The organism is Streptosporangium sp. NPDC001681 (assembly GCF_040298085.1).
Taxonomy (GTDB): Bacteria; Actinomycetota; Actinomycetes; order Streptosporangiales; family Streptosporangiaceae; genus Streptosporangium.
Window position 1 is genome coordinate 1 of the sequence record NZ_JBEOZN010000169.1, and the last position, 18,668, is coordinate 18,668.

Consider the following 18,668-nt stretch of genomic DNA (forward strand, 5'->3'; position numbering starts at 1 on the left):
CGTGGCGAGGATCGGTCAGGTGGTGTCTCGCAAGGCGGAGGAGGGAGCCGCAGCGTGCTGCGGTGACCGGCGACAACGCGGCGAGGCGCCGCCTGACCGACCGCAGTAGGCAAAAGATCCGCAGGACAGGGCCTAGGACGGAGGCCGGGTCATGGACAGCACGTCGAGCAGGTCGTCGAGCCGTTCCTCGGTGAGGGTGCCGTTGGCGACGTGGCCGCGCTCGATGACGACCTCGCGGATGGTCTTGCGCTCGGCCAGGGCCTGCTTCGCTATCTTGGCGGCCTCCTCGTACCCGACGTAGGGGTTGAGCGGGGTGACGATCGACGGCGAGGACTCCGCGTACTCGCGCAGGCGGTCGGTGTTGGCGGTTATGCCGTGCACGCACCGGTCGGCCAGTAGCCGGGAGGCGTTGGCGATCAGCCGGATGGACTCCAGGATGTTGCGCGCGATGACCGGGAGCATCACGTTGAGCTCGAACGTGCCCGAGGCGCCGGAGAAGGCGATGGCCGCGTCGTTCCCGATGACCTGGGCGACGACCATGGTCACCGCCTCGGGGACGACCGGGTTGACCTTGCCCGGCATGATCGACGAGCCGGGCTGGAGGTCGGGCAGGTTGATCTCGCCCAGCCCCGCCCGGGGGCCGGAACCCATCCAGCGGAGATCGTTGGCGATCTTGTTGAGCGAGACCGCGACCGTACGGAGCTGGCCGGAGAGCTCCACGATGGCGTCCCGGGCCCCCTGGGCCTCGAAGTGGTCGGGAGCCTCGGAGAACGGCAGCCCGGTGGCCTCGCGCAGCTTCTCGATGACCTTGACCGCGAAGCCGGGAGGGGTGTTGACGCCGGTGCCGACCGCGGTACCGCCCAGGGGCAGCTGGGCGAGGTGCGGGAGTGCGCCGCGCACCCGCCCGATGGCGTTGTCGATCTGCGTGGCGTACCCGCCGAACTCCTGGCCCAGCGTGACCGGGGTGGCGTCCATCAGGTGCGTGCGCCCCGCCTTCACCACGCTGTCGAACTCCAGTGACTTGTCCCGCAGCGCGGTGGCCAGGTGCCGTAGGGAGGGGAGCAGGTGGTACGACACCTCGGTCATGGCGGCGACGTGGATGGAGGTGGGGAACACGTCGTTGGACGACTGTGAGGCGTTCACGTGGTCGTTGGGGTGGACGGGGCGGCCCAGCCGCTCCTCGGCGAGGGTGGCGATCACCTCGTTGGCGTTCATGTTGGAGGAGGTGCCGGAGCCGGTCTGGAAGACGTCGACGGGGAACTCGCCGTCCCACTCGTTCTCCGCGACGTCGGTGGCGGCCTCGGCGATCGCCTGCGCCATCTCCTTGTCGAGCACCCCCAGTTCGGCGTTGACCTCGGCGGAGAGGGCCTTGATCAGGCCGAGTGCGGAGATGTGCGGAACCTCCAGCCCGCGCCCGGAGACGGGGAAGTTCTCCACCGCCCGCTGGGTCTGCGCCCGCCACTTCGCGCCCGCAGGCACCCGCACCTCGCCCATCGAGTCATGCTCGATCCGATACTCGCTCATACGTCCAGTCTGCGTCCCAGGGAGGGAATCAAACCGGCGGGTGCGGGTCCTTACCGGGGGAGTCCTCAGGAGAAGGCGGCCACCACCAGGATCATGATCACTACCAGTGCGATCGCGGCCACGCCCATGAGGACGAGGATGCCGATCGGGGGCTTTTTCGAGGGGGCCTGCCGCTCCCCGGGGGCACCGGGGGCGCCGGGGGCGTGCCGGCCGTTCTGACCCGCGATCGCGAACAGGTCGGTGCCCAGGCCGGGAGAGCGGCCGAAGACGCCGTCGGAGGACTCGGGCCCCGGCGGGCGCCAGGGCTGCGAGGACATCGGGGTTCCCGGGCCGGGGGGCCGGTCGCCGGGGAGCGGGCCGTGCGGCGGGGCGGCGGGAGCTTCCGGGCGTCCGGCGACGGGTGCCCCGAACTCCGGATCGATCGGGGGGAAGCCGTGCGGCGGGGTGGCGGAGAGGTCAGGCTTTCCGCTGTCGGGGAATCCGTGCTCGTTCTCCTGCCGCCCGAAGGCGCCCGGGCCGCGACCGGCGGTCGCGGGTCCCCGGGCGACCGGAGTCCCGAGACCGGGAGGGCCCTGTCGCCCCGGGACCGGCCCGCCCGGCTCCGCGAGGGGCGGGCTGTCCGGGTAGGGCGAGGCCGTCGTGCGGCCGGGGGCCGCGGCGGGAGGAGGGGAGGCGGGAGGTTCCGCGACGGGCGCCGTTCCGCCGGGGATGCGCAGGCCGCCCTTGGGGCGGATGACCACCATGGTGCGGTCGGCGTCGAAGCCGTCGGTGTCGTCCTCCTCCGCGTCCGGTGCGGCGGGTGTCTCCGAGGCGGGAGGGGGCGGTGCGGGGGCGGGAGCGGCGGGGATGGAGTCCGCGAGGTGCGAGGGGGTGTCCGCCACGGCCCGGAGCATCGCGCCCGCCTGAGCGGCCGTCAGCCGCGCCGTGTGGTCCTTCTCCAGCAGCTGTTCGAGCACCGGGCGCAGTGGCCCCGCCTGGGTCGGCGGGTCGACCTGCTCGCTCATCAGCGCGGCCAGGGTCTCCGCCACCGAGGCCCGCTCGTAGGCCGGGCGGCCCTCGACCGCGAAGTACAGCGTGGCGCCGAGGGACCACAGGTCCGACTCGGGTCCGTTGTGCTCGCCGCGGGCCCGCTCGGGCGCGGTGTATCCGGGAGAGCCGATCACCATGCCGGTCTTGGTGAGGCTCGTGTCGCCCTCGGCCTTGGCGATGCCGAAGTCGGTGAGAACCACCCGGCCGTTCTCGGTGATCAGCACGTTGCCGGGCTTGACGTCGCGGTGCAGCACTCCCTGGGCGTGGGCCGCGCGGAGCGCCCCCAGCAGGTCGGCCCCGATCTCGGCGACCAGGCGGGGCGGGAGTGGCCCTTCCTCCTCGATCACCTGCTCCAGGGAGCGTGCCTGCACGAGTTCCATGATGATCCAGGGGCTGCCGTCCTCGACGATGGCGTCGTGGACCGTGGCCACCGAGGGATGACTGATGCGGGCGGCCGTGCGACCCTCGCGGATCATCCGTTCCCGAAGTTCGGCGCGTTGCGCCTCGCTGAGGCCGGGCTCCTGACGGATCTCCTTGATCGCGACTTCACGGCCGAGGGAACGGTCATGGGCTTTCCACACTGTGCCCATCGTGCCCCGGCCGAGCGGCGCGATCAGCTCGTAACGGTCCGCGAGCACGCGCATCTGCTGTTCCGGCATGAGAAGAAGATAGCCATTCCACCTTGAGAAGCGCTTTACCCGCGCTTACGGAGTTCCCTCGGCCAGAGAAGACGCGGGAGCATCAACCTTATAAGGGGTGTCATAAAACGGACAAATGGGCGATAGCTTGGCGAAACCTCCGCCGGTTTTCTGTGCACGCCCTCGCCGGGGCGCCGGTGCGCGCGAGGCTGGGGCACCGGTGCCGACATCGGTCCGGACGGCGGTCCGGACGGCGGCGGGGCCGACATGGGGGATGAGGGGCGCGGCGCCGACGTCGGCGTCGGCACCGAGCCGAACCGGTGCAGCCCGCGGTGCTGGGAGCGACGGCTGAACGGCGGAATCGGGGTCCCGCCGGACCCGCCCACGGGCGGCCTGCCGTCGGGGCGCCTGGCGGGCCTGATGTCGGGCCGGACATCGGGCCGTGCGGGTCTGACGTCGGGCCGGGCCGGAGGCATGGTGAAGGAATCCTCGACCAGCCCGCCGGCCGCCACCCGGGCGAGCATCAGCGAGGCCCGTCCGGTGTCGAGCCGGGAGTTCGGGTCGATCGTGAGAAGGCCCCGCAGCACCGGCGTCAGCGGGCCTGCCCGCTCCATGGGGATCGGCTCGCCACTGGTCAGCGCGGCGAGCGCGGCCGCGGCCGTACGGCGGCCGTGCAGGCCGCGGCCCTCGACGGCGGTGTAGAGGGTCGCGCCGAGTGACCACAGGTCGCCGGACGGGCTGGCCTTGGCGCCCAGCACGCGCTCGGGGGCGATGTATCCGGCCGAGCCCAGCACGATGCCCGCCTGGGTGATCGACACGTCGCCTTCCAGTGCGGCCAGGCCGAAGTCGGTGAGCACCGCCCGGTCGTCGGTCACCAGGACGTTGCTGGGCTTCACGTCGCGGTGGAGGATCCCCTTGGCGTGCACGGCGCGCAGCGCCCCCAGGACCTGGCGGCCGATCTCCGCCACCTGGCGTGGCGGCAGCGGGCCGTGGTCCTGCAGGAGCTGCTCCAGCGATCTGGCACGGAGCAGCTCCATCACGATCCAGGGGCGCTCGTCCTCGGTGACGACGTCGAAGACCGTGATGACCGAGGGGTGGGCGACCATCGCGGTCGCCCGTCCCTCACGTTCGGTCCTGGCGCACAGCTCGGCGCGGAGATCCTCGTCGAGGATCAGGGGGAGGCGGACCTCCTTGACGGCCACCTCGCGGTTGAGCAACTCGTCATGTGCGCGCCAGACAGTGCCCATGCCACCGCGCCCAACCGGCTCTGACAGCCGGTAGCGCGCTGCAAGAAGGTATCCGGGCGGCGCACGCATGTGGTGCAGCTTACCGATTTGCGTAATGAGACCAGTAGAGACCGGGCCGAATCTTCTTGCCAACTTCGGTCAGATTTTCGCGCTCGTAACTGTTGAGAAACGCTGCGTGATATCTGGCAAATTGCCAAGGGGCCACAACTTCTCCCGGTAATCGGGACGTATGCAGCGATACTGCAGGTAATAACCATATTTCCGGCATCGAAGGCCGCCGATGGGCGCCCGAGGTCGAGTTCGTCGACCTCGGGCGCCGGTACGACGGGGTCCGAGGAAGGCCGGCGGCGGTCAGCGACGGCCGATGCTCAGGACGGGCCCGGTCGTGTCCGTGAAGAAGTCCTCGCCCTTGTCGTCGACCACGATGAAGGCGGGGAAGTCCTCGACCTCGATCTTCCAGACGGCCTCCATGCCCAGCTCGGGATATTCCAGGACCTCCACCTTCTTGATGCAGTCCTGGGCGAGGCGGGCGGCGGGGCCGCCGATGGAGCCGAGGTAGAAGCCGCCGTGGGTTTTGCAGGCGTCGGTGACCTGCTTGGAGCGGTTGCCCTTGGCAAGCATGATCTTGGAGCCGCCGGCGGCCTGGAAGCGTTCGACGTAGGAGTCCATCCGGCCCGCGGTGGTCGGGCCGAAGGAGCCGGAGGCGTAGCCCTCGGGGGTCTTGGCGGGGCCGGCGTAGTAGACCGCGTGGTCCTTGAGGTACTGCGGCATCTCGCCGCCCGCGTCCAGGAGCTCGCCGATCTTGGCGTGTGCGATGTCGCGGGCCACCACGAGCGGTCCGGTCAGCGACAGACGGGTCTTGACCGGGTACCTGGTCAGCTCGGCGAGGATCTCCTGCATCGGGCGGTTGAGGTCGATCTTCACCACGTCGTCCGACAGATGCTCGTCCGTGGTCTCGGGCAGGAACCTGGCCGGGTCGGTCTCCAGCCGCTCCAGAAAGACCCCCTCGGGGGTGATCTTCGCCAGGGCCTGGCGGTCGGCGCTGCAGGAGACCGCGATGGCGACGGGGCAGGAGGCGCCGTGCCGGGGGAGGCGGATGACGCGGACGTCGTGGCAGAAGTACTTGCCGCCGAACTGCGCGCCGATGCCGAGCTTCTGGGTGAGCTCGAAGACCTTGGCCTCCAGTTCGGTGTCCCGGAAGCCGTGACCTGCGGGGGAGCCTTCGGTGGGGATGGAGTCCAGGTAGCGGGCGCTGGCGTACTTGGCGGTCTTCAGGGCGAACTCGGCGGACGTGCCGCCGACGACGATCGCCAGGTGGTACGGCGGGCAGGCGGCGGTGCCGAGGGAGCGGATCTTCTCCTCCAGGAACTGGAGCATCCGCTTCTCGTTGAGCACGGCCTTCGTCTCCTGGTACAGGAACGACTTGTTGGCGCTGCCGCCGCCCTTGGCCATGAACAGCAGCTTGTACTCGTCGGGGTGGCCGAGCGGGTCCTCGGCGTAGAGCTCGATCTGCGCGGGGAGGTTGGAGCCGGTGTTCTTCTCCTCCCACATGGTGATGGGGGCCATCTGGGAGTAGCGCAGGTTCAGCCGGGTGTAGGCGTCGTAGACGCCGCGGGAGATGTGCTCGGCGTCGGCGCCGTCGGTGAGCACGTGGCGGCCGCGCTTGCCCATCACGATCGCGGTGCCGGTGTCCTGGCACATCGGAAGCACGCCGCCCGCCGAGATCGAGGCGTTCTTCAGCAGGTCGAGGGCGACGAAGCGGTCGTTCCCGCTCGACTCGGGGTCCTCGATGATCTTGCGGAGCTGGGCCAGGTGGGACGACCGCAGATAGTGGGAGATGTCGTGGACGGCGGTCTCGGTGAGTAGTCGCAGTGCCTCGGGCTCGACCTCCAGGAACCTGCGCCCCGCGGCCTCGACGACCCGCACCCCCTCGGTGGTGATCAGGCGGTACTCCGTCTCGTCCGGTCCCATGGGAAGCAGGTCGGTGTAGTCGAACTCGGGCATCGTCGTAGGTCCTCCGTGCGGGCGCCGTTTTCCTAGAGGGTACGGCCCTCGCGATCGTGCCCGACCTTCGCGGTCGGGCGGGAGGCGACTCTCCCCTTCTCCATCCGAGCGCCAGGGGGCAGACCGTATGAAAACTACATATTTGGGACAAGCATTAATGGCATATGCGTCTTTTGTCCACACATGTCCGAAGAAACGAGAGAAGCTGGAAAGGGGCCGGGCCGAGCGTCCGGTGGAGGTTGGGAGGCATCATGGACATCGGAAACACCATCATGACCGGTGACATCATCCTGCTGATCCTCGTGGCCGTCTTCGTGGTGGCCGGTCTCGCCATATCGCTGATAGCCATCACGCTGACGAGCATCAAGGAGGGCAACGGGCGGACTCCCCAGTGGCCGGTGAGCTGGCCGGACTCTCAGCGGACCGTGCCCAGGCAGCGGATCAGCGCCGAGTCCGGACAGGCGATCCTGCCCCCGCACCAGGGGGCGGTGCCCCTGCAACGGGCCGACAAGCTCACCGAACGGGTCAGCCTGCCCCCGCAGGACGACGCGTCCTCGCAGGCGGTGAACCTGCCCCGGCAGCGGGTGCACCGGCTCTGAGGCCGATGACGATGCCGGTGACCACGAGCGTCGCGCCGAGCAGGTCGGGCACCGAGGGAGTACCGAGGCCGAGGATCGCGCCGGTGACGATGGCGCCGACCGGGATCAGCCCGGCGAACAGCCCCGCGGTCCCCGGGCCGAGCCGGGGCAGGGCGTCGTACCAGAGGAAGAACGCCACGGCGGTCACGATCAGCGACTGGTAGCCGAGGCCCGCGATCTCGGGTGCGGTCGGCACCCGGATCATCGCGGTGCCGTCCGCGAGCAGGCCCGCGATGACCAGCAGTGGCACGGCCAGCGCCGCCGAATAGGCCGAGACGCGCACGGCGCCCAGCTTCGGCAGCAGCGGGATGGCCAGCATGGAGAAGCAGATCTCGCAGCCCAGCGCGCCCAGTGACCAGAGCAGTCCGGCCAGGTCACCGCTGCCCAGCCCGGTGGCCACCGTCGCTCCGGTGACGACGACCGCCGCCGCCAGCAGGAGCCGGGGTGAGGGGCGCCCGCCGAGCAGGGCCAGTGCCAGCGGCACGGTGCCGAGGACGGTGCCGACCAGGGCCGGGCCGCCGTGCCGGGTGGCCTCGATCACGCACACATTGAAGATCACCAGCCCTGTCAGGGAGAGTGCCGCCAGCAGTGCCGTCTCACGAGGTGTGAGCCGCACGAACCGCAGCCCCGCCATCCGGGTGACCGCGAGAAGGATCGCGGCCGCCAGCAGGTAGCGCATGGCCTGGCCGCCGTAGACCGGATAGTCCCCGATCACCCCGGAGACCCCCGCCAGGGTTCCCACCAGGAACATCGCTCCCGCGGCCTCGCTCAGGCCGCGTAACTCCGGCCGGGAGGCGGTGCTGACATCCACGTTCATGTGCGGAATGCTAGGAAGTCAATGGCTCCCCTGTCGGGTCCAATGAAGCATCGAAACAGAGGACCAATTGGCCGATCTGCATCTCGTCGTCGACCGTGCGGCGGGCGGCGTCGCCGCCCAGATCGCCCGCGAGCTCCGCGAGGCGGTGCGGCGTGGGCGCCTGGCGGCCGGGGTCCGGCTGCCCGCCAGCCGTGAGCTGGCCAGGGACCTCGGGCTCTCCCGGGGGGTGGTGGTCGAGGCGTACGAGCAACTCGTCGCCGAGGGCTTCCTGATCTCCAGGACCGGGGTGGGCACCACGGTGGCCCCGGCCGCCGGCCGCCCAGCGGCCCTTCCCGGTGGCCTTTCCCAGCCGCCGGACAGCGCGCCCTCGCCCGCCGATCCCGGGCCGACGAGCCCTGCGGAGGGCCGCGAGCCGTATCACGGGCGCCGCTCCACCGCGCCCGACCTGGGGGCGTTCCCCAGGGAGCGGTGGCTGGCCTCGATGCGGCGTACGCTCGCCACGCTGCCCGTCGAGGCCCTGGACTACGGCGACCCCGGCGGTGTCCCCGCGCTCCGCGAGGAACTGGCCGCCTACCTCGGGAGGGTCCGGGCGGCCGATGTGGTCCCGGACAACCTAGTGATCATGGGTGGGGTGGCTCAGGGGCTGAGCCTCACGGTCCAGGCGCTCGCGGGGAGGCTTCCCCGGGTCCGGGCGCGGTACGACCTCGACTGGTTCGTCCAGCGGGTCGAGCACCCGGCGCCCTCCCCGGGCAGGATCCTGCTGGCGGTCGAGGATCCGGCCGGGGTGCGCCAGCTCCCGCTGCTCCGCGCGGCGGGAGCCGACCTGGTCGCCGTCCCCGTGGACGACGAGGGCATCGATGTCGGGGCACTGGCCGAGAGCGGGGCGCGGGCGGTGCTGCTCACTCCCGCGCACCAGTACCCGACGGGGGTCGTGCTCTCGCCCCGCCGCCGCGCCGAGCTGATCGAGTGGGCCGTCGCGACCGGCGCGATGATCCTGGAGGACGACTACGACGCGGAGTTCCGCTTCGACCGCGACCCGGTGGGCTGCCTGCAGGGACTGGCCGCCGACCGGGTGGTCCTGGTCGGGAGCGTCAGCAAGTCGCTGGCCCCCGGGCTCCGCCTGGGCTGGGCGGTCGCTCCGCCCCGGATCGCCGAGTCACTGCGGCTGGCCCGTGGTGAGCTGGACATGGGGTCGCCCGTCCTGGAGCAGTACGTCCTGGCCGACTTCGTGGCCACCGGCGACTACGACCGGCACCTGAGGAGGATGCGCCGGCAGTACCGTGCCCGCCGCGACGCCCTGGTGCTGGCCCTCGGCGAGCACCTTCCCGAGATCACCGTGCGGGGCGTCTCCGCCGGGCTCAACCTGCTCGCCGAGCTGCCGTACGGCTGGGACGAGGCATCGGTGGTGGACGGGGCCGAGGAGTGCGGGCTGGCGGTCGAGCCGGTGGGGCCGATGCGGTACGCCCCCGGTCCGCCCGCGCTGTTGATGGGCTTCGCCCGCCTGCCCAGACACCGCGCGGACCAGGCGGTCCGCGCCCTCGCCAGTGCCCTAGGGGCGCGCGGCGAGCTCCGGTTCCGGCTGGAAACCCCTGGCTAGGAACACGATCAGGGCCACCAGGACCACGGCGGGTACGAACGCCACGCGGACGTTCACCGTGTCGTTGAGGGTGCCGACCACGGCGGCGCCGACCAGGAAGCCGACGTAGTTGAACATGTTGACCCGCGCGATCGCGGTCTCCGCCCCGGCGCCGAGGCGCCCGGCGGCCGAGAACGACTGCGGGGCGATGACGGACAGGCCGATGCCGATCAGGCCGAACGACACGACGGCCACCACGACGCCGGGTGCGACGACGACGCCCAGCGTGCCCACGGCCGCGATCACCGCGCCCGCGCGGACGACCGGCGCGGGTCCGTACCTGCGTACCGCGAGGTCACCGGGGACCCGCGCCAGGAGCATGGTCGCCTGGTAGACGAGGTAGGCGAACGGAACCAGCCAGCCGCTCGCCGCCAGCGCCTTCTCCATGTAGATCGTGCCGTAGTTGGAGACCGCCGCGTCACCGACGTACAGGAACGCCATCGCCAGGCAGAGCGGGATGATCGGCCGCCACGGCACCCTGGCCGCCACCTGAGCGGCCTGCTCACCGGCCTTTTCGGCGTCCCGCCCGTAGAGGCGGGGGAGCATGACGACGGAGATCACCGCGCCGATCAGCACCGGGACGGAGAAGGACCAGCCCAGCTCGACGCCGAGCGCGCTGAAGGCGGAGTTGAATCCGGCGCCCAGCATCGAGCCGACACTCCACACGGCGTGGAAGCCGGTCAGCACGCTCATGCCGTACCGGCGCTCCACCGCGACCGCCTGCATGTTCATCGCCGCGTCCACCGCGCCGACGAACAGGCCGAACGCGGCGCTGAGCGCGTACAGCCCGGCGAGCTGCCCGTTCCAGCCGGACAGCGCCACGATGACGCAGACGGCGACCTGGGAGACGCGCAGGATCGGGGCACTGCCGTACCGGCTCGCCAGCGGGCCCGCGATCGCGCTGCCGGCACCGGCGATCACCGGCACGAGCAGCAGGACCAGGGTGAGGTCGCCGTCGCTGAGCCCGAACTTGTGCTGGAGGTCGATCACATGGGTGAGCAGGGTGGCGAAGCAGAGACCCTGGACGAAGAACGCCGCCCAGGTAGCCACGCGCGCCTGTCTGTCACGCGGGAGGGGCACGACGGCCTCCAGAGAACATGAGGGGGGTTCAAGTTCCCGTCAGGCTAAGTGCGCCGCCACCGGCGGTCAATGGCATGGCGGCCATGGGCGTCCACGACCTTCAGGTCGCCGAGGTTGGTGCTACTCGGCAGGTCAGGGCAGATCGGGGTCACAGAGGCGGGTTTGTCGCGCCGGGCGGTATCGTGGCCGAGTTTCCGGGCATCCTCGCCGTTGACCTCCACGCCCGGTCCGTAGGTGGCCGCCGCCAGATCAAGTCGTACACAAGTTGCTTCCAAGCTGATCACTAGTGCCGTCTGCGAGTATCCCGTCCGGTGGTGAACGCCACATCATGGGGAAGGGGCAAGATGAACGGCAACAAGAGATCACTGGTCATCGGCGCACTGCTGGGAATGGTCGTCGGAGGGTCGGGGATCGCGGTCGCGGGAGCGGTGGCCGACAGCGAGACGATCACGGCGTGTGTGAGCGCGAACGGGACGCTGCGAATTCCGGCGGGCTCCTCTCCGACCGGCTCTCCTGACCAGGCCATGGTTGCCCCCCTGCCCACCGGTACGGCGGCGCCCCGCGAGTGCCTGGACAGTGAGCGGAAGATCTCCTGGAACCAGACGGGTCCGGTCGGGCCTAAGGGTGAGGCGGGTCCGGTCGGCCCTAAGGGTGAGGCGGGTCCGGTCGGCCCGAAGGGTGAGGCGGGCTTCTCCGGTAGGGAGAACATCAAGAATACAGTCGTGTTCCCCGCCCACTCGCAGAGAGCGGTCAGTGTCACCTGCCCGAAGGGCAAACTGCCCGTCAACGCGAGCTACTCCTATGGGCGTGCCGACCACTGGTGGCTCGTTGACCAGATGGAAGTGGGCCACTGGGGACCGATCGATTCCTCCGGCGATGAGCTTGACACCTGGCTCTACCGGGGCACCAACCCCAACGATTTTCCCGTCAACGTTCAGCTGAACGTCATGTGCGCGGTCCTGTCCTGATCCACGGGCCGGGTCATGGTGGCGAGGTGAACCGGCCCGATCGCCGGGGGTCGCTCGGTCTCGCTCCGGGCGGCTCCTCGGGGGTTAGTGTCGGGGGGTGGAAAGTTCCCGGCCGCCCGCCAACCGCCGTCACGACCGTGAGCCCGGTCCCGCCGACCTACGGGCGGGGGACGCCGACCGCGAGAGGGTGGCCGCTGTGCTGGGCGACGCGCTCGCCGACGGGCGCCTGAACCAGGACGAGTACGAGGAGCGCACCGAGGCGGTCTACCGCGCCCGCACCCTGGGAGAGCTCTCCGCGCTCACCACGGACCTGCTGCCGCCCGAGGCGCAGCCGCTCCGCACCGACGTCCGTCCGGTGACGGCCTTCTTCGGCTCCGAGGAGCGTTCGGGCCGCTGGGTCGTGCCGACCCACTTCTCCGCCACCGCGATCTGCGCCAACGTCAAGCTCGACCTGTGCGAGGCGCTGCTCCAGTCCAGCCGGGTGACCCTGCAGGTCACCGTGATGGGCGGCACCCTCACCCTGATCGTCCCCGAGGGCGTGCGGATCGAGATGCCCGCCTCGTCCTTCATGGGGGGCAAGAAGAACCAGGTCCCCCCGGGCGCGCCCGACGGCCCGGTCATCGAGATCACCGGCGTCGTCACGCTCGGGAACATCGTGGCCAAGTCCCCTAAACGTCCTCGCCGACCCTGGTTCCGCCGCTGAGGTCACCTCCGGCTCCGGTTCCGATGCCGTTCCGGGATGCCGGACGACACCGGTTCCAGTGCCGGTCCTCAGCTGGCGCTGTCGAAGTTGATCGCGCTGTACGCCCGCAGCTTCCAGAGCTGGTGCTCGCTCTCGATCTTCCGGATCGTCCCGGAACGGCCGCGCATGACCAGGGAGTTGGTGATGGCCCGCCCCGCGCGGTAGCGGACGCCCTGCATCAGTTCGCCGTCGGTGATCCCGGTGGCCGCGAAGAACACGTCGTCGGACCTGACCAGGTCGTCGGTGCTCAGCGTGGCGTCGAGGTCGAGGCCCGCGTCCAGCGCCCGGCGGCGCTCGGCGTCGTCCTGCGGCCAGAGCCTGCCCTGGATGACGCCGCCCAGGCACTTGAGCGCGCACGCGGCGATGATGCCCTCCGGTGTGCCGCCGATGCCGAGCATCAGGTCGACACCGGTGCCCACCCGGGCCGCCATGATCGCACCGGCCACGTCGCCGTCGGTGATGAGCCTGATCCGGGCGCCGGTCTCCCGGATCTCCCGGATGATCTTTTCGTGGCGGGGCCGGTCGAGGATGACCACGGTCACGTCCGAGGGCTCGCCGCCCTTGGCGCGGGCCACCGCGGCGATGTTGTCGGCCACCGGCGCGTTGATGTCCACGGACGAGGCGGCCTCGGGACCGGTGACCAGCTTGTCCATGTAGAAGACGGCGGACGGGTCGTACATCGAGCCGCGCTCGCTGACCGCGATCACCGAGATCCCGTTGGGCATGCCGAGCGCGGTCAGCCGGGTGCCGTCGATCGGGTCGACGGCCACGTCGCACGCCGCGCCGCTGCCGTCACCCACCTGCTCGCCGTTGTAGAGCATCGGCGCGTTGTCTTTCTCACCCTCGCCGATCACCACCACGCCGCGCATCGACACCGTGTTGATCAACTGGCGCATCGCGTTCACCGCGGCGCCGTCGGCGCCGTTCTTGTCACCCCGCCCGACCCAGCGGGCCGCGGCCATCGCGGCCGCCTCCGTGACCCGGACCAACTCCAGGGCGAGGTTGCGATCAGGGGCATGCTCGCCCGTGGCAAGGGCGGCAGGAACGGACGTCTGATCAGACATGGTGGGAAACCCCTCTCGTGGCTAATGCAACGATCGTAGTTGGCGCCCCTCTGACCGGTCGGCGGAGGATAATGTGCCCACCATGAGCAGCGACGCAGGGCGGCTGGTGAGAGGCGTGGGCGCGCGGACCTCCGAGCGGGGTGCCGCCACGCGCGCCGCGTTGCTGTCCGCCGCCCGGGAGATTTTCGTCACAAGCGGATTCGCCGAGGCCGGGGTCACCGACGTGGTCGCCCGCGCGGGAGCGAGTGTCGGAAGTCTTTACCATCATTTTTCCGGCAAAGCCGACCTCTACCTCACGCTCTTCGACGAGTTCCAGGCCCGGCAGACCCAGCGGACCAAGCAGGCGGTCGGTGCGGCCAGGGCGGCGGGCGAGAGCGATCCGATGCGGCTGTTCATCGCCGGGGCCCGCGCCTACCTGGAGGGTTGCCTGGCCGAGCGGGAGATCTCCGCGCTGTTCCTGCGTGGTGACGGGCCGCCGGGGTTCGAGGTCATCGTGCGCGACCGGCTCCGGCAGTGGGCCAAGCGCAACGCCGCCCTGTTCGAGGGGGACGAGGGAGCGCTGGTCGTGGTCCTCACCGGGGCGCTCGCCGCCGCGGTCTCCGAGGTCGCCCTGTCCGACGACGAGGACGCCTCACGGGCGCTCGTCGAGGACGTGCTGGCCATCATCGCCCAGATCCGCCGCCCCTGAGGGCGGACCACCGCCCTGAACAGATAGTGTCGACAGTCGTGCGAAGGTTCACTCAGGGCTTCTACGGCTATGTGGTCGCGATGGCGGTCTGCCTGGCCGCCGTCGGTCTGTTCCTGCTGGTCACACCGCAGAGCAGGACCGAGCACATCCCCAGGGTCGACTACTCGATCGCGCTGGCCGACCTGCGCCGTACGGCGCCCTTCCAGATGTGGGCCCCCGAGCCCGTCGCCGCCGGATGGGTCCCGAACAGCTCCCGGAGCACCCGGGAGAACGGCGCCACCACCTGGAAGCTCGGCTTCGCCACCGCCAAGCGCTTCCACGCGATGCTCGCCCAGAGCGACGAGAAGCCCGCGGCCGAGTTCGCCAACAGGTTCTCCAACACCTCCACGGTCACCGGGACCGTCCAGATCGACGGCGTGACCTGGGAGCAGCGGGTCCGCGAGGACAAGAACCAGCGCTCCCTCGTACGGTTCCTGCCCGACGTCACGATCGTCGTCACCGGCACCGCCCCCTGGGACGAGCTGTCCGCTCTGGCGGGCTCCCTCAAGCAGCAGCCGAGGAACGACTCCTAGCCGAGTGGTTCCGAAGTGATCAGCGGGCGGCCCAGGCGCCGGGGATCGCCGCCGTGACCGGCCACGTGCCGTCCGCGTTCATACCGTGCTCGACGACTCGGCTGCGCGGCGCCTTGTCGAGTTCTTGATGTTCCCCTCCTCGGTCGAGACGGACCTGCTCGGGATGACACCGAGGCTTGGTGCCTCGACGTTCTCGATCGTCTCGGCGCGCCCAGCCGCTCCAGGAGAGGTCGGCCGCTCGGTCGTCAGCCGAGCGAGAGCGAGCAGCAGGAGTTCGCTGCTGGACCAGTCGGCGCGGTCGCCGCGGCCCAGTTCCACGACGTGCCGCATGACCTCGTCGGGGGCAAAGCCCAGCGCGGCGGCGATGTGTTTGGCAGCTTGCAGAAGTTCATGGTCTCGGGCCGCCATGAGGTGGTCCTGCCCTTCGGTGCGGCGGTGGCGGGTGACGCCTTCGGGGTAGATCTGGCCGGCTTCGAGCCGGGCGGTTCGACATCGGTCAGGGAACATCAAGGGTGTCCGATGCCAGGTCGGCGACGACTGCGATGTGGTCTGAGGGCCATGCTCCGCCGACGGGAGCATCGCCGGCGCATTGCACGGAGCAGACACGACCAAGTCCATCAAACGCCCGTGCCCGCTTCCCGTCCAGACTCTCCCGATGGGAGGCGACACGGACGACAAGCCCGGCGAACGCTCTGCCGGCAATCCACAACTCTCGTGAACGACCGGTTTCGTGAGGTTCGCCACCGCGGCGCCGGCCGCTTCCACCGAGCAGGCCGGCGCGGACGGCTACGGCCCATCGCGGACCCAGGCCGCGCCCGCGATGGCCGTGCCGGCACTCACCGCCTTCCTGCGTGAACCCGATGGCCAGAGGTCGAGACCGTCCTGCTCGCCGGGGAGCCCTTCGCCGAGGCGGCCGGCCGGGCCGAGGCCCGCTGGGGTCCGCCGGCCCCAGACCGGTTACAAGGTCGCCCTACTCACCGGCACGATCCCGCACGTGTTCGAATCCGCCCGTCAGGACGGGGCGTTTGGGAAGGATCCCGTCGCCTGAGGAGCGGCCCGTCAGGCGGCGGCGCAGCCAGGGGGTGAGGTGTGTCGCCGCCCAGCGGAGATCGGCGAGCAACGCCGTTCCGCTCCGGGGCAGGTCGGCAGGGGGAGGGGCGGCGGCGCGGCCGAGCGTGGCCAGGACATGGTCGGCGACCCGGCGGTGGCCCAGCGGGTTGAGGTGCAGGCGATCCTCGCTCCACAGCTCGTGACCGTCGAACGCCCGGTCGCCGAACAGGTCGACCAGGTAGGTCCTGCGCCGCTCGGCCACCTCCGTGACCAGGTCGTTCATCGCGATGATGCGGGGCCGCAGCACCCGGGGCAGCGGGAGTCGCACGCTCATGTCGGGAAACCGGAAGAGCACCACGTCCGCGCCCGATGCGCGCAGCCGGCCGACCACCCGGTCGAAACGGTCGTGCATCGCGGCCACGTCGAAGCCGCGCCGCAGCGCGTCGTTGCCGCCCGCGGCGACGCTGATGAGCGATGGGCTCATCGCGACCGCCGCCTCTACCTGCTCTGCGGCGACATCGTCGAACCTGCGCCCCCGAACGGCCAGGTTCGCGTAGCCGAAACCCGGCGAGCTGAGATCCGCTGCCACGAGATCCGCCCACCCGCGGAACGTGCCGTCGGGAAGCGGGTCGCCGACCCCTTCGGTGAAACTGTCGCCGAGCGCGACGAAGCTCGTCACGGGGTCCACTGCGGGTCACGTCCAAGGTGGGCGGCCAGCCGCTGATAGACCGATGCGCTGTCAGGGACCTCGACCAGGTGGCCGAACGCCTGCCCCGGTCCACGGCTCAGCGGCATTCGGAGCACCATCTCCAGCGCGGCCTCCGCCAGATCCGGGTCCAGGTCGCCGGGCCGGCCGAGAGCGCGGGCCGCGTCCCAGCCGTGCACGACGCCATCGATGAAGTGCATGGAGACGGCGAACGCGCCGGGGAAGACACCGAACTCGCGCACCTCCACCTGCCGTTCGAGCATGCCCTCAGCGGCGAACGCCTTTGTCACCAGGTCGACGGACCGCTGAAAATCCTCGTGGGGATCCGCACCGAGCACGCCGCTGTCCCACACCGAACGGTCGGGGGGAGTGCCGCTCGCGGCGGCGGCGAAGCCGAGATTTTCGCAGACCTGGTGGCGGATCAGCCCGTGCAGGGTCCAGTCGGCGCACGGTGTGGGCCGCCTGAGATCCTCGGGAGTGACAGCGGCGACGACCTTCCCCAACGCGTCGCTCGCCCGCCGGTCGAGTTCGAGAATGTCCATGCGGCTCACCCTAGGAGCGGGAGCGGCCCTACCTCAGTGCCAAAAACGGCCAAACTGATTGGGCCACTCTAGACTTGCCCTCGTGCACGTGAGCTTGGAAGGGCGCACCGACCTGGCCGGTCAGATCTACCAGCAGATCCGCACCGCCGTGCTCGACGGGCGGCTACGGCACGGTGAGCCGTTGCCCGCCACCCGCGAACTGGCCCGGGAGCTCGTAGTCTCGCGGAACACCGTGAGCGCCGCCTACGACCGGTTGGCCGCCGAGGGTTTCGTCGAAGGCCGGATCGGCGCCGGCACTTTCGTCCGCGCCGACGCCCTGCCGCCTCTGAGTCCCCGGATGGGCCACGGCCGGCTTCGGCCGCGCGCCGTCTGGCAGGGGATCTCCACGCCACGCGGCCTGGATTGGCGGCCCCGCTACGACTTCCGTCCCGGCCTGCCCGACGTTCGGATGTTCCCCTACGAGGCGTGGCGCCGGCTGGTCTCCCGGGAGCTGCGGAGCTCGGCCGTGGGCAGTGGCATGTACGGCGACCCGCTCGGCCACGCCGGGCTGCGCGCGGCCATCGCCAGGCACGTGGGCGTCTCCCGCGCCGTGCTCGCCGATCCCGGCGCCATCGTCGTCACCTCGGGCGCGCAGCAGGCGCTCGACCTGATCGGCCGGGTGCTGCTCGAACCCGGTGACCGGGTGGTTGTCGAGGATCCCGGCTACCCGCCGCCGAGGCGGCTGTTCGAGTCGATGGGCCTGCGGGTCACGCCGGTCCCCGTCGATGGCGAGGGCCTGGTGGTGGACGCGCTGCCCGCCGACGCCCGCGCGGTCTACGTCACGCCCTCCCACCAGTTCCCGTTGGGTATGCCGATGTCGCTGGCTCGCCGGATGGCGCTGCTCGCCTGGACCGAGGAGCGCGGGGCCGCCGTGATCGAGGACGACTACGACAGCGAGTTCAAGTACGGCGGGCGGCCCATCGAGCCGCTGCAGAATCTGGACAGGTCCGGCCGGGTGCTCTACGTCGGCTCGTTCTCCAAGGTCATGCTGCCGACGCTGCGGCTCGGCTTCCTCGTCGCGCCGCCCGCGCTGCTGCCGGCCCTCAGCGCGGCCAAGTACGTCACCGACTGGCACACCTCGCTCCCCGGCCAGGCGGCACTGGCCGGCTTCATCGACGAGGGACTGCTGGCCCGGCACGTCCGCAGGATGCGAACCGAGTACGAGGCCCGTCATCGGCGTGTCGTCCAGCGCCTGGCCGGTCCGCTCGACCTGGTGACCTCCGCCGCCGGGCTGCACACCAGCGGCTTCCTGCCGACCGGCCACCACGGCATCGCCCGCCGCGCCCGCGACGCCGGGATCGGCCTGATGCCCCTGTCCGACTTCGCGGTACGCCCGACCCGTCCGGGCCTGGTCATCGGCTACGGCGCCATCCCGCTGGACCAGATCGACGACGGGCTCACCCGGCTTCTCTCGATCATGGACACCGAGGAGGCACGAGTTCGCGCCGGTGCCCGCAGGTAGGCATCCGGTCGGCGTCGAACGGCCGCGCCGGGGTCATCGGCCGGCTGGGCGCCGTTGCGGAAGATCGCGGGGACCTGGATGCCGTCGGAACCACTCGGCCGGCGTCAGCCGGTCGCCGAGGGCGGGCCTAGGCCCTGTCCTGCGGATCTTGCCGTGGCGAGGATCGGTCAGGTGGTGTCTCGCAAGGCGGAGGAGGGAGCCGCAGCGTGCTGCGGTGACCGA

At 70.8% G+C, this 18,668-nt stretch carries 17 protein-coding genes; 7 read left to right on the forward strand and 10 right to left on the reverse strand.

Annotated elements, in window-relative coordinates:
* Positions 1-132: 132 nt before the first annotated feature.
* The 4 genes from ABT130_RS42625 to ABT130_RS42640 form a co-directional block, all read right to left on the reverse strand.
* Positions 133-1,524: a class II fumarate hydratase gene (locus ABT130_RS42625; protein ID WP_350965513.1), complete on the reverse strand. Its 1,392-nt coding sequence runs from the start codon at positions 1,522-1,524 to the stop codon at positions 133-135.
* A gap of 65 nt (positions 1,525-1,589) precedes the next feature.
* Positions 1,590-3,212, reverse strand: a complete 1,623-nt coding sequence (locus ABT130_RS42630) for a protein kinase domain-containing protein (RefSeq protein WP_350965515.1) — start codon at positions 3,210-3,212, stop codon at positions 1,590-1,592.
* Positions 3,213-3,247: 35 nt separating this feature from the next.
* Entirely contained in the window at positions 3,248-4,507 is a 1,260-nt protein-coding gene (locus ABT130_RS42635; RefSeq protein ID WP_350965517.1) for a serine/threonine-protein kinase, read from the reverse strand.
* 282 nt (positions 4,508-4,789) lie between these two features.
* Positions 4,790-6,442 (reverse strand): fumarate hydratase, encoded by a 1,653-nt coding sequence (locus ABT130_RS42640; RefSeq protein ID WP_350965519.1) that lies wholly within the window; start codon positions 6,440-6,442, stop codon positions 4,790-4,792.
* Positions 6,443-6,693: 251 nt separating this feature from the next.
* Between ABT130_RS42640 and ABT130_RS42645 the strand changes: the two genes are divergently transcribed.
* Positions 6,694-7,041: a hypothetical protein gene (locus tag ABT130_RS42645; RefSeq protein WP_350965521.1), complete on the forward strand. Its 348-nt coding sequence runs from the start codon at positions 6,694-6,696 to the stop codon at positions 7,039-7,041.
* On the opposite strand, the gene ABT130_RS42650 is transcribed toward ABT130_RS42645, so the two are convergent.
* A complete protein-coding gene (locus ABT130_RS42650; RefSeq protein ID WP_350965523.1) occupies positions 6,968-7,897 on the reverse strand; it encodes a DMT family transporter in 930 nt (309 codons plus the stop codon). The two genes, ABT130_RS42645 and ABT130_RS42650, sit on opposite strands and share 74 nt — an antisense overlap.
* A 67-nt stretch (positions 7,898-7,964) precedes the next feature.
* On the opposite strand from ABT130_RS42650, the gene pdxR (ABT130_RS42655) reads away from it, so the two are divergent.
* Entirely contained in the window at positions 7,965-9,494 is a 1,530-nt protein-coding gene (gene pdxR, locus ABT130_RS42655) for a MocR-like pyridoxine biosynthesis transcription factor PdxR (RefSeq protein ID WP_350965525.1), read from the forward strand.
* On the opposite strand, the gene ABT130_RS42660 is transcribed toward pdxR (ABT130_RS42655), so the two are convergent.
* Positions 9,447-10,583: an MFS transporter gene (locus ABT130_RS42660; RefSeq protein ID WP_350965527.1), complete on the reverse strand. Its 1,137-nt coding sequence runs from the start codon at positions 10,581-10,583 to the stop codon at positions 9,447-9,449. The two genes, pdxR (ABT130_RS42655) and ABT130_RS42660, sit on opposite strands and share 48 nt — an antisense overlap.
* Before the next feature lie 374 nt (positions 10,584-10,957).
* Between ABT130_RS42660 and ABT130_RS42665 the strand changes: the two genes are divergently transcribed.
* Together ABT130_RS42665 and ABT130_RS42670 are read left to right on the forward strand one after the other, a co-directional pair.
* Positions 10,958-11,581 (forward strand): hypothetical protein, encoded by a 624-nt coding sequence (locus tag ABT130_RS42665; protein WP_350965529.1) that lies wholly within the window; start codon positions 10,958-10,960, stop codon positions 11,579-11,581.
* Positions 11,582-11,678: 97 nt separating this feature from the next.
* On the forward strand, positions 11,679-12,284 hold the full coding sequence (locus tag ABT130_RS42670; RefSeq protein ID WP_350965531.1) for a DUF1707 SHOCT-like domain-containing protein: 606 nt from the start codon (positions 11,679-11,681) through the stop codon (positions 12,282-12,284).
* Between the two features lie 68 nt (positions 12,285-12,352).
* Here the strand turns inward: ABT130_RS42670 and glpX are convergent, their stop codons facing one another.
* A complete protein-coding gene (gene glpX, locus ABT130_RS42675; protein WP_343977640.1) occupies positions 12,353-13,387 on the reverse strand; it encodes a class II fructose-bisphosphatase in 1,035 nt (344 codons plus the stop codon).
* Positions 13,388-13,469: 82 nt separating this feature from the next.
* On the opposite strand from glpX, the gene ABT130_RS42680 reads away from it, so the two are divergent.
* Both ABT130_RS42680 and ABT130_RS42685 read left to right on the forward strand, forming a co-directional pair.
* Positions 13,470-14,075, forward strand: coding sequence for a TetR/AcrR family transcriptional regulator (locus tag ABT130_RS42680; protein WP_350965533.1), 606 nt, complete (start codon positions 13,470-13,472; stop codon positions 14,073-14,075).
* A 38-nt stretch (positions 14,076-14,113) separates the two neighbouring features.
* The gene (locus tag ABT130_RS42685) at positions 14,114-14,647 is read left to right on the forward strand and encodes a DUF4245 domain-containing protein (protein WP_350926650.1); all 534 of its coding nucleotides are present in this window, start codon (positions 14,114-14,116) and stop codon (positions 14,645-14,647) included.
* 78 nt (positions 14,648-14,725) lie between these two features.
* Here ABT130_RS42685 and ABT130_RS42690 read toward each other — a convergent pair whose 3' ends face one another.
* The 3 genes from ABT130_RS42690 to ABT130_RS42700 all read right to left on the reverse strand — a co-directional run bounded on the left by ABT130_RS42690 (position 14,726) and on the right by ABT130_RS42700 (position 16,945).
* A complete protein-coding gene (locus ABT130_RS42690) occupies positions 14,726-15,154 on the reverse strand; it encodes a hypothetical protein (protein WP_350965535.1) in 429 nt (142 codons plus the stop codon).
* A gap of 463 nt (positions 15,155-15,617) precedes the next feature.
* Entirely contained in the window at positions 15,618-16,376 is a 759-nt protein-coding gene (locus ABT130_RS42695; RefSeq protein ID WP_350965537.1) for an SGNH/GDSL hydrolase family protein, read from the reverse strand.
* Positions 16,373-16,945, reverse strand: coding sequence for a TIGR03086 family metal-binding protein (locus ABT130_RS42700; RefSeq protein ID WP_350965539.1), 573 nt, complete (start codon positions 16,943-16,945; stop codon positions 16,373-16,375). Before ABT130_RS42700 ends, ABT130_RS42695 begins: the two co-directional genes overlap by 4 nt.
* 82 nt (positions 16,946-17,027) lie before the next feature.
* Here ABT130_RS42700 and pdxR (ABT130_RS42705) point away from each other — a divergent pair, with 82 nt between their 5' ends.
* Complete coding sequence (pdxR, locus tag ABT130_RS42705; protein ID WP_350965541.1) at positions 17,028-18,446, forward strand: MocR-like pyridoxine biosynthesis transcription factor PdxR; 1,419 nt, start codon at positions 17,028-17,030, stop codon at positions 18,444-18,446.
* Positions 18,447-18,668 lie beyond the last annotated feature (222 nt).

Coding starts and splice junctions, on each gene's coding strand:
- ABT130_RS42625 (WP_350965513.1), bottom strand. CDS start 1,524: ATGAGCGAGTATCGGATCGAGCATGACTCGATGGGCGAGGTGCGGGTG.
- ABT130_RS42630 (WP_350965515.1), bottom strand. CDS start 3,212: ATGCCGGAACAGCAGATGCGCGTGCTCGCGGACCGTTACGAGCTGATC.
- ABT130_RS42635 (WP_350965517.1), bottom strand. CDS start 4,507: ATGCGTGCGCCGCCCGGATACCTTCTTGCAGCGCGCTACCGGCTGTCA.
- ABT130_RS42640 (WP_350965519.1), bottom strand. CDS start 6,442: ATGCCCGAGTTCGACTACACCGACCTGCTTCCCATGGGACCGGACGAG.
- ABT130_RS42645 (WP_350965521.1), top strand. CDS start 6,694: ATGGACATCGGAAACACCATCATGACCGGTGACATCATCCTGCTGATC.
- ABT130_RS42650 (WP_350965523.1), bottom strand. CDS start 7,897: ATGAACGTGGATGTCAGCACCGCCTCCCGGCCGGAGTTACGCGGCCTG.
- ABT130_RS42665 (WP_350965529.1), top strand. CDS start 10,958: ATGAACGGCAACAAGAGATCACTGGTCATCGGCGCACTGCTGGGAATG.
- glpX (WP_343977640.1), bottom strand. CDS start 13,387: ATGTCTGATCAGACGTCCGTTCCTGCCGCCCTTGCCACGGGCGAGCAT.
- ABT130_RS42680 (WP_350965533.1), top strand. CDS start 13,470: ATGAGCAGCGACGCAGGGCGGCTGGTGAGAGGCGTGGGCGCGCGGACC.
- ABT130_RS42690 (WP_350965535.1), bottom strand. CDS start 15,154: ATGTTCCCTGACCGATGTCGAACCGCCCGGCTCGAAGCCGGCCAGATC.
- ABT130_RS42700 (WP_350965539.1), bottom strand. CDS start 16,945: ATGGACATTCTCGAACTCGACCGGCGGGCGAGCGACGCGTTGGGGAAG.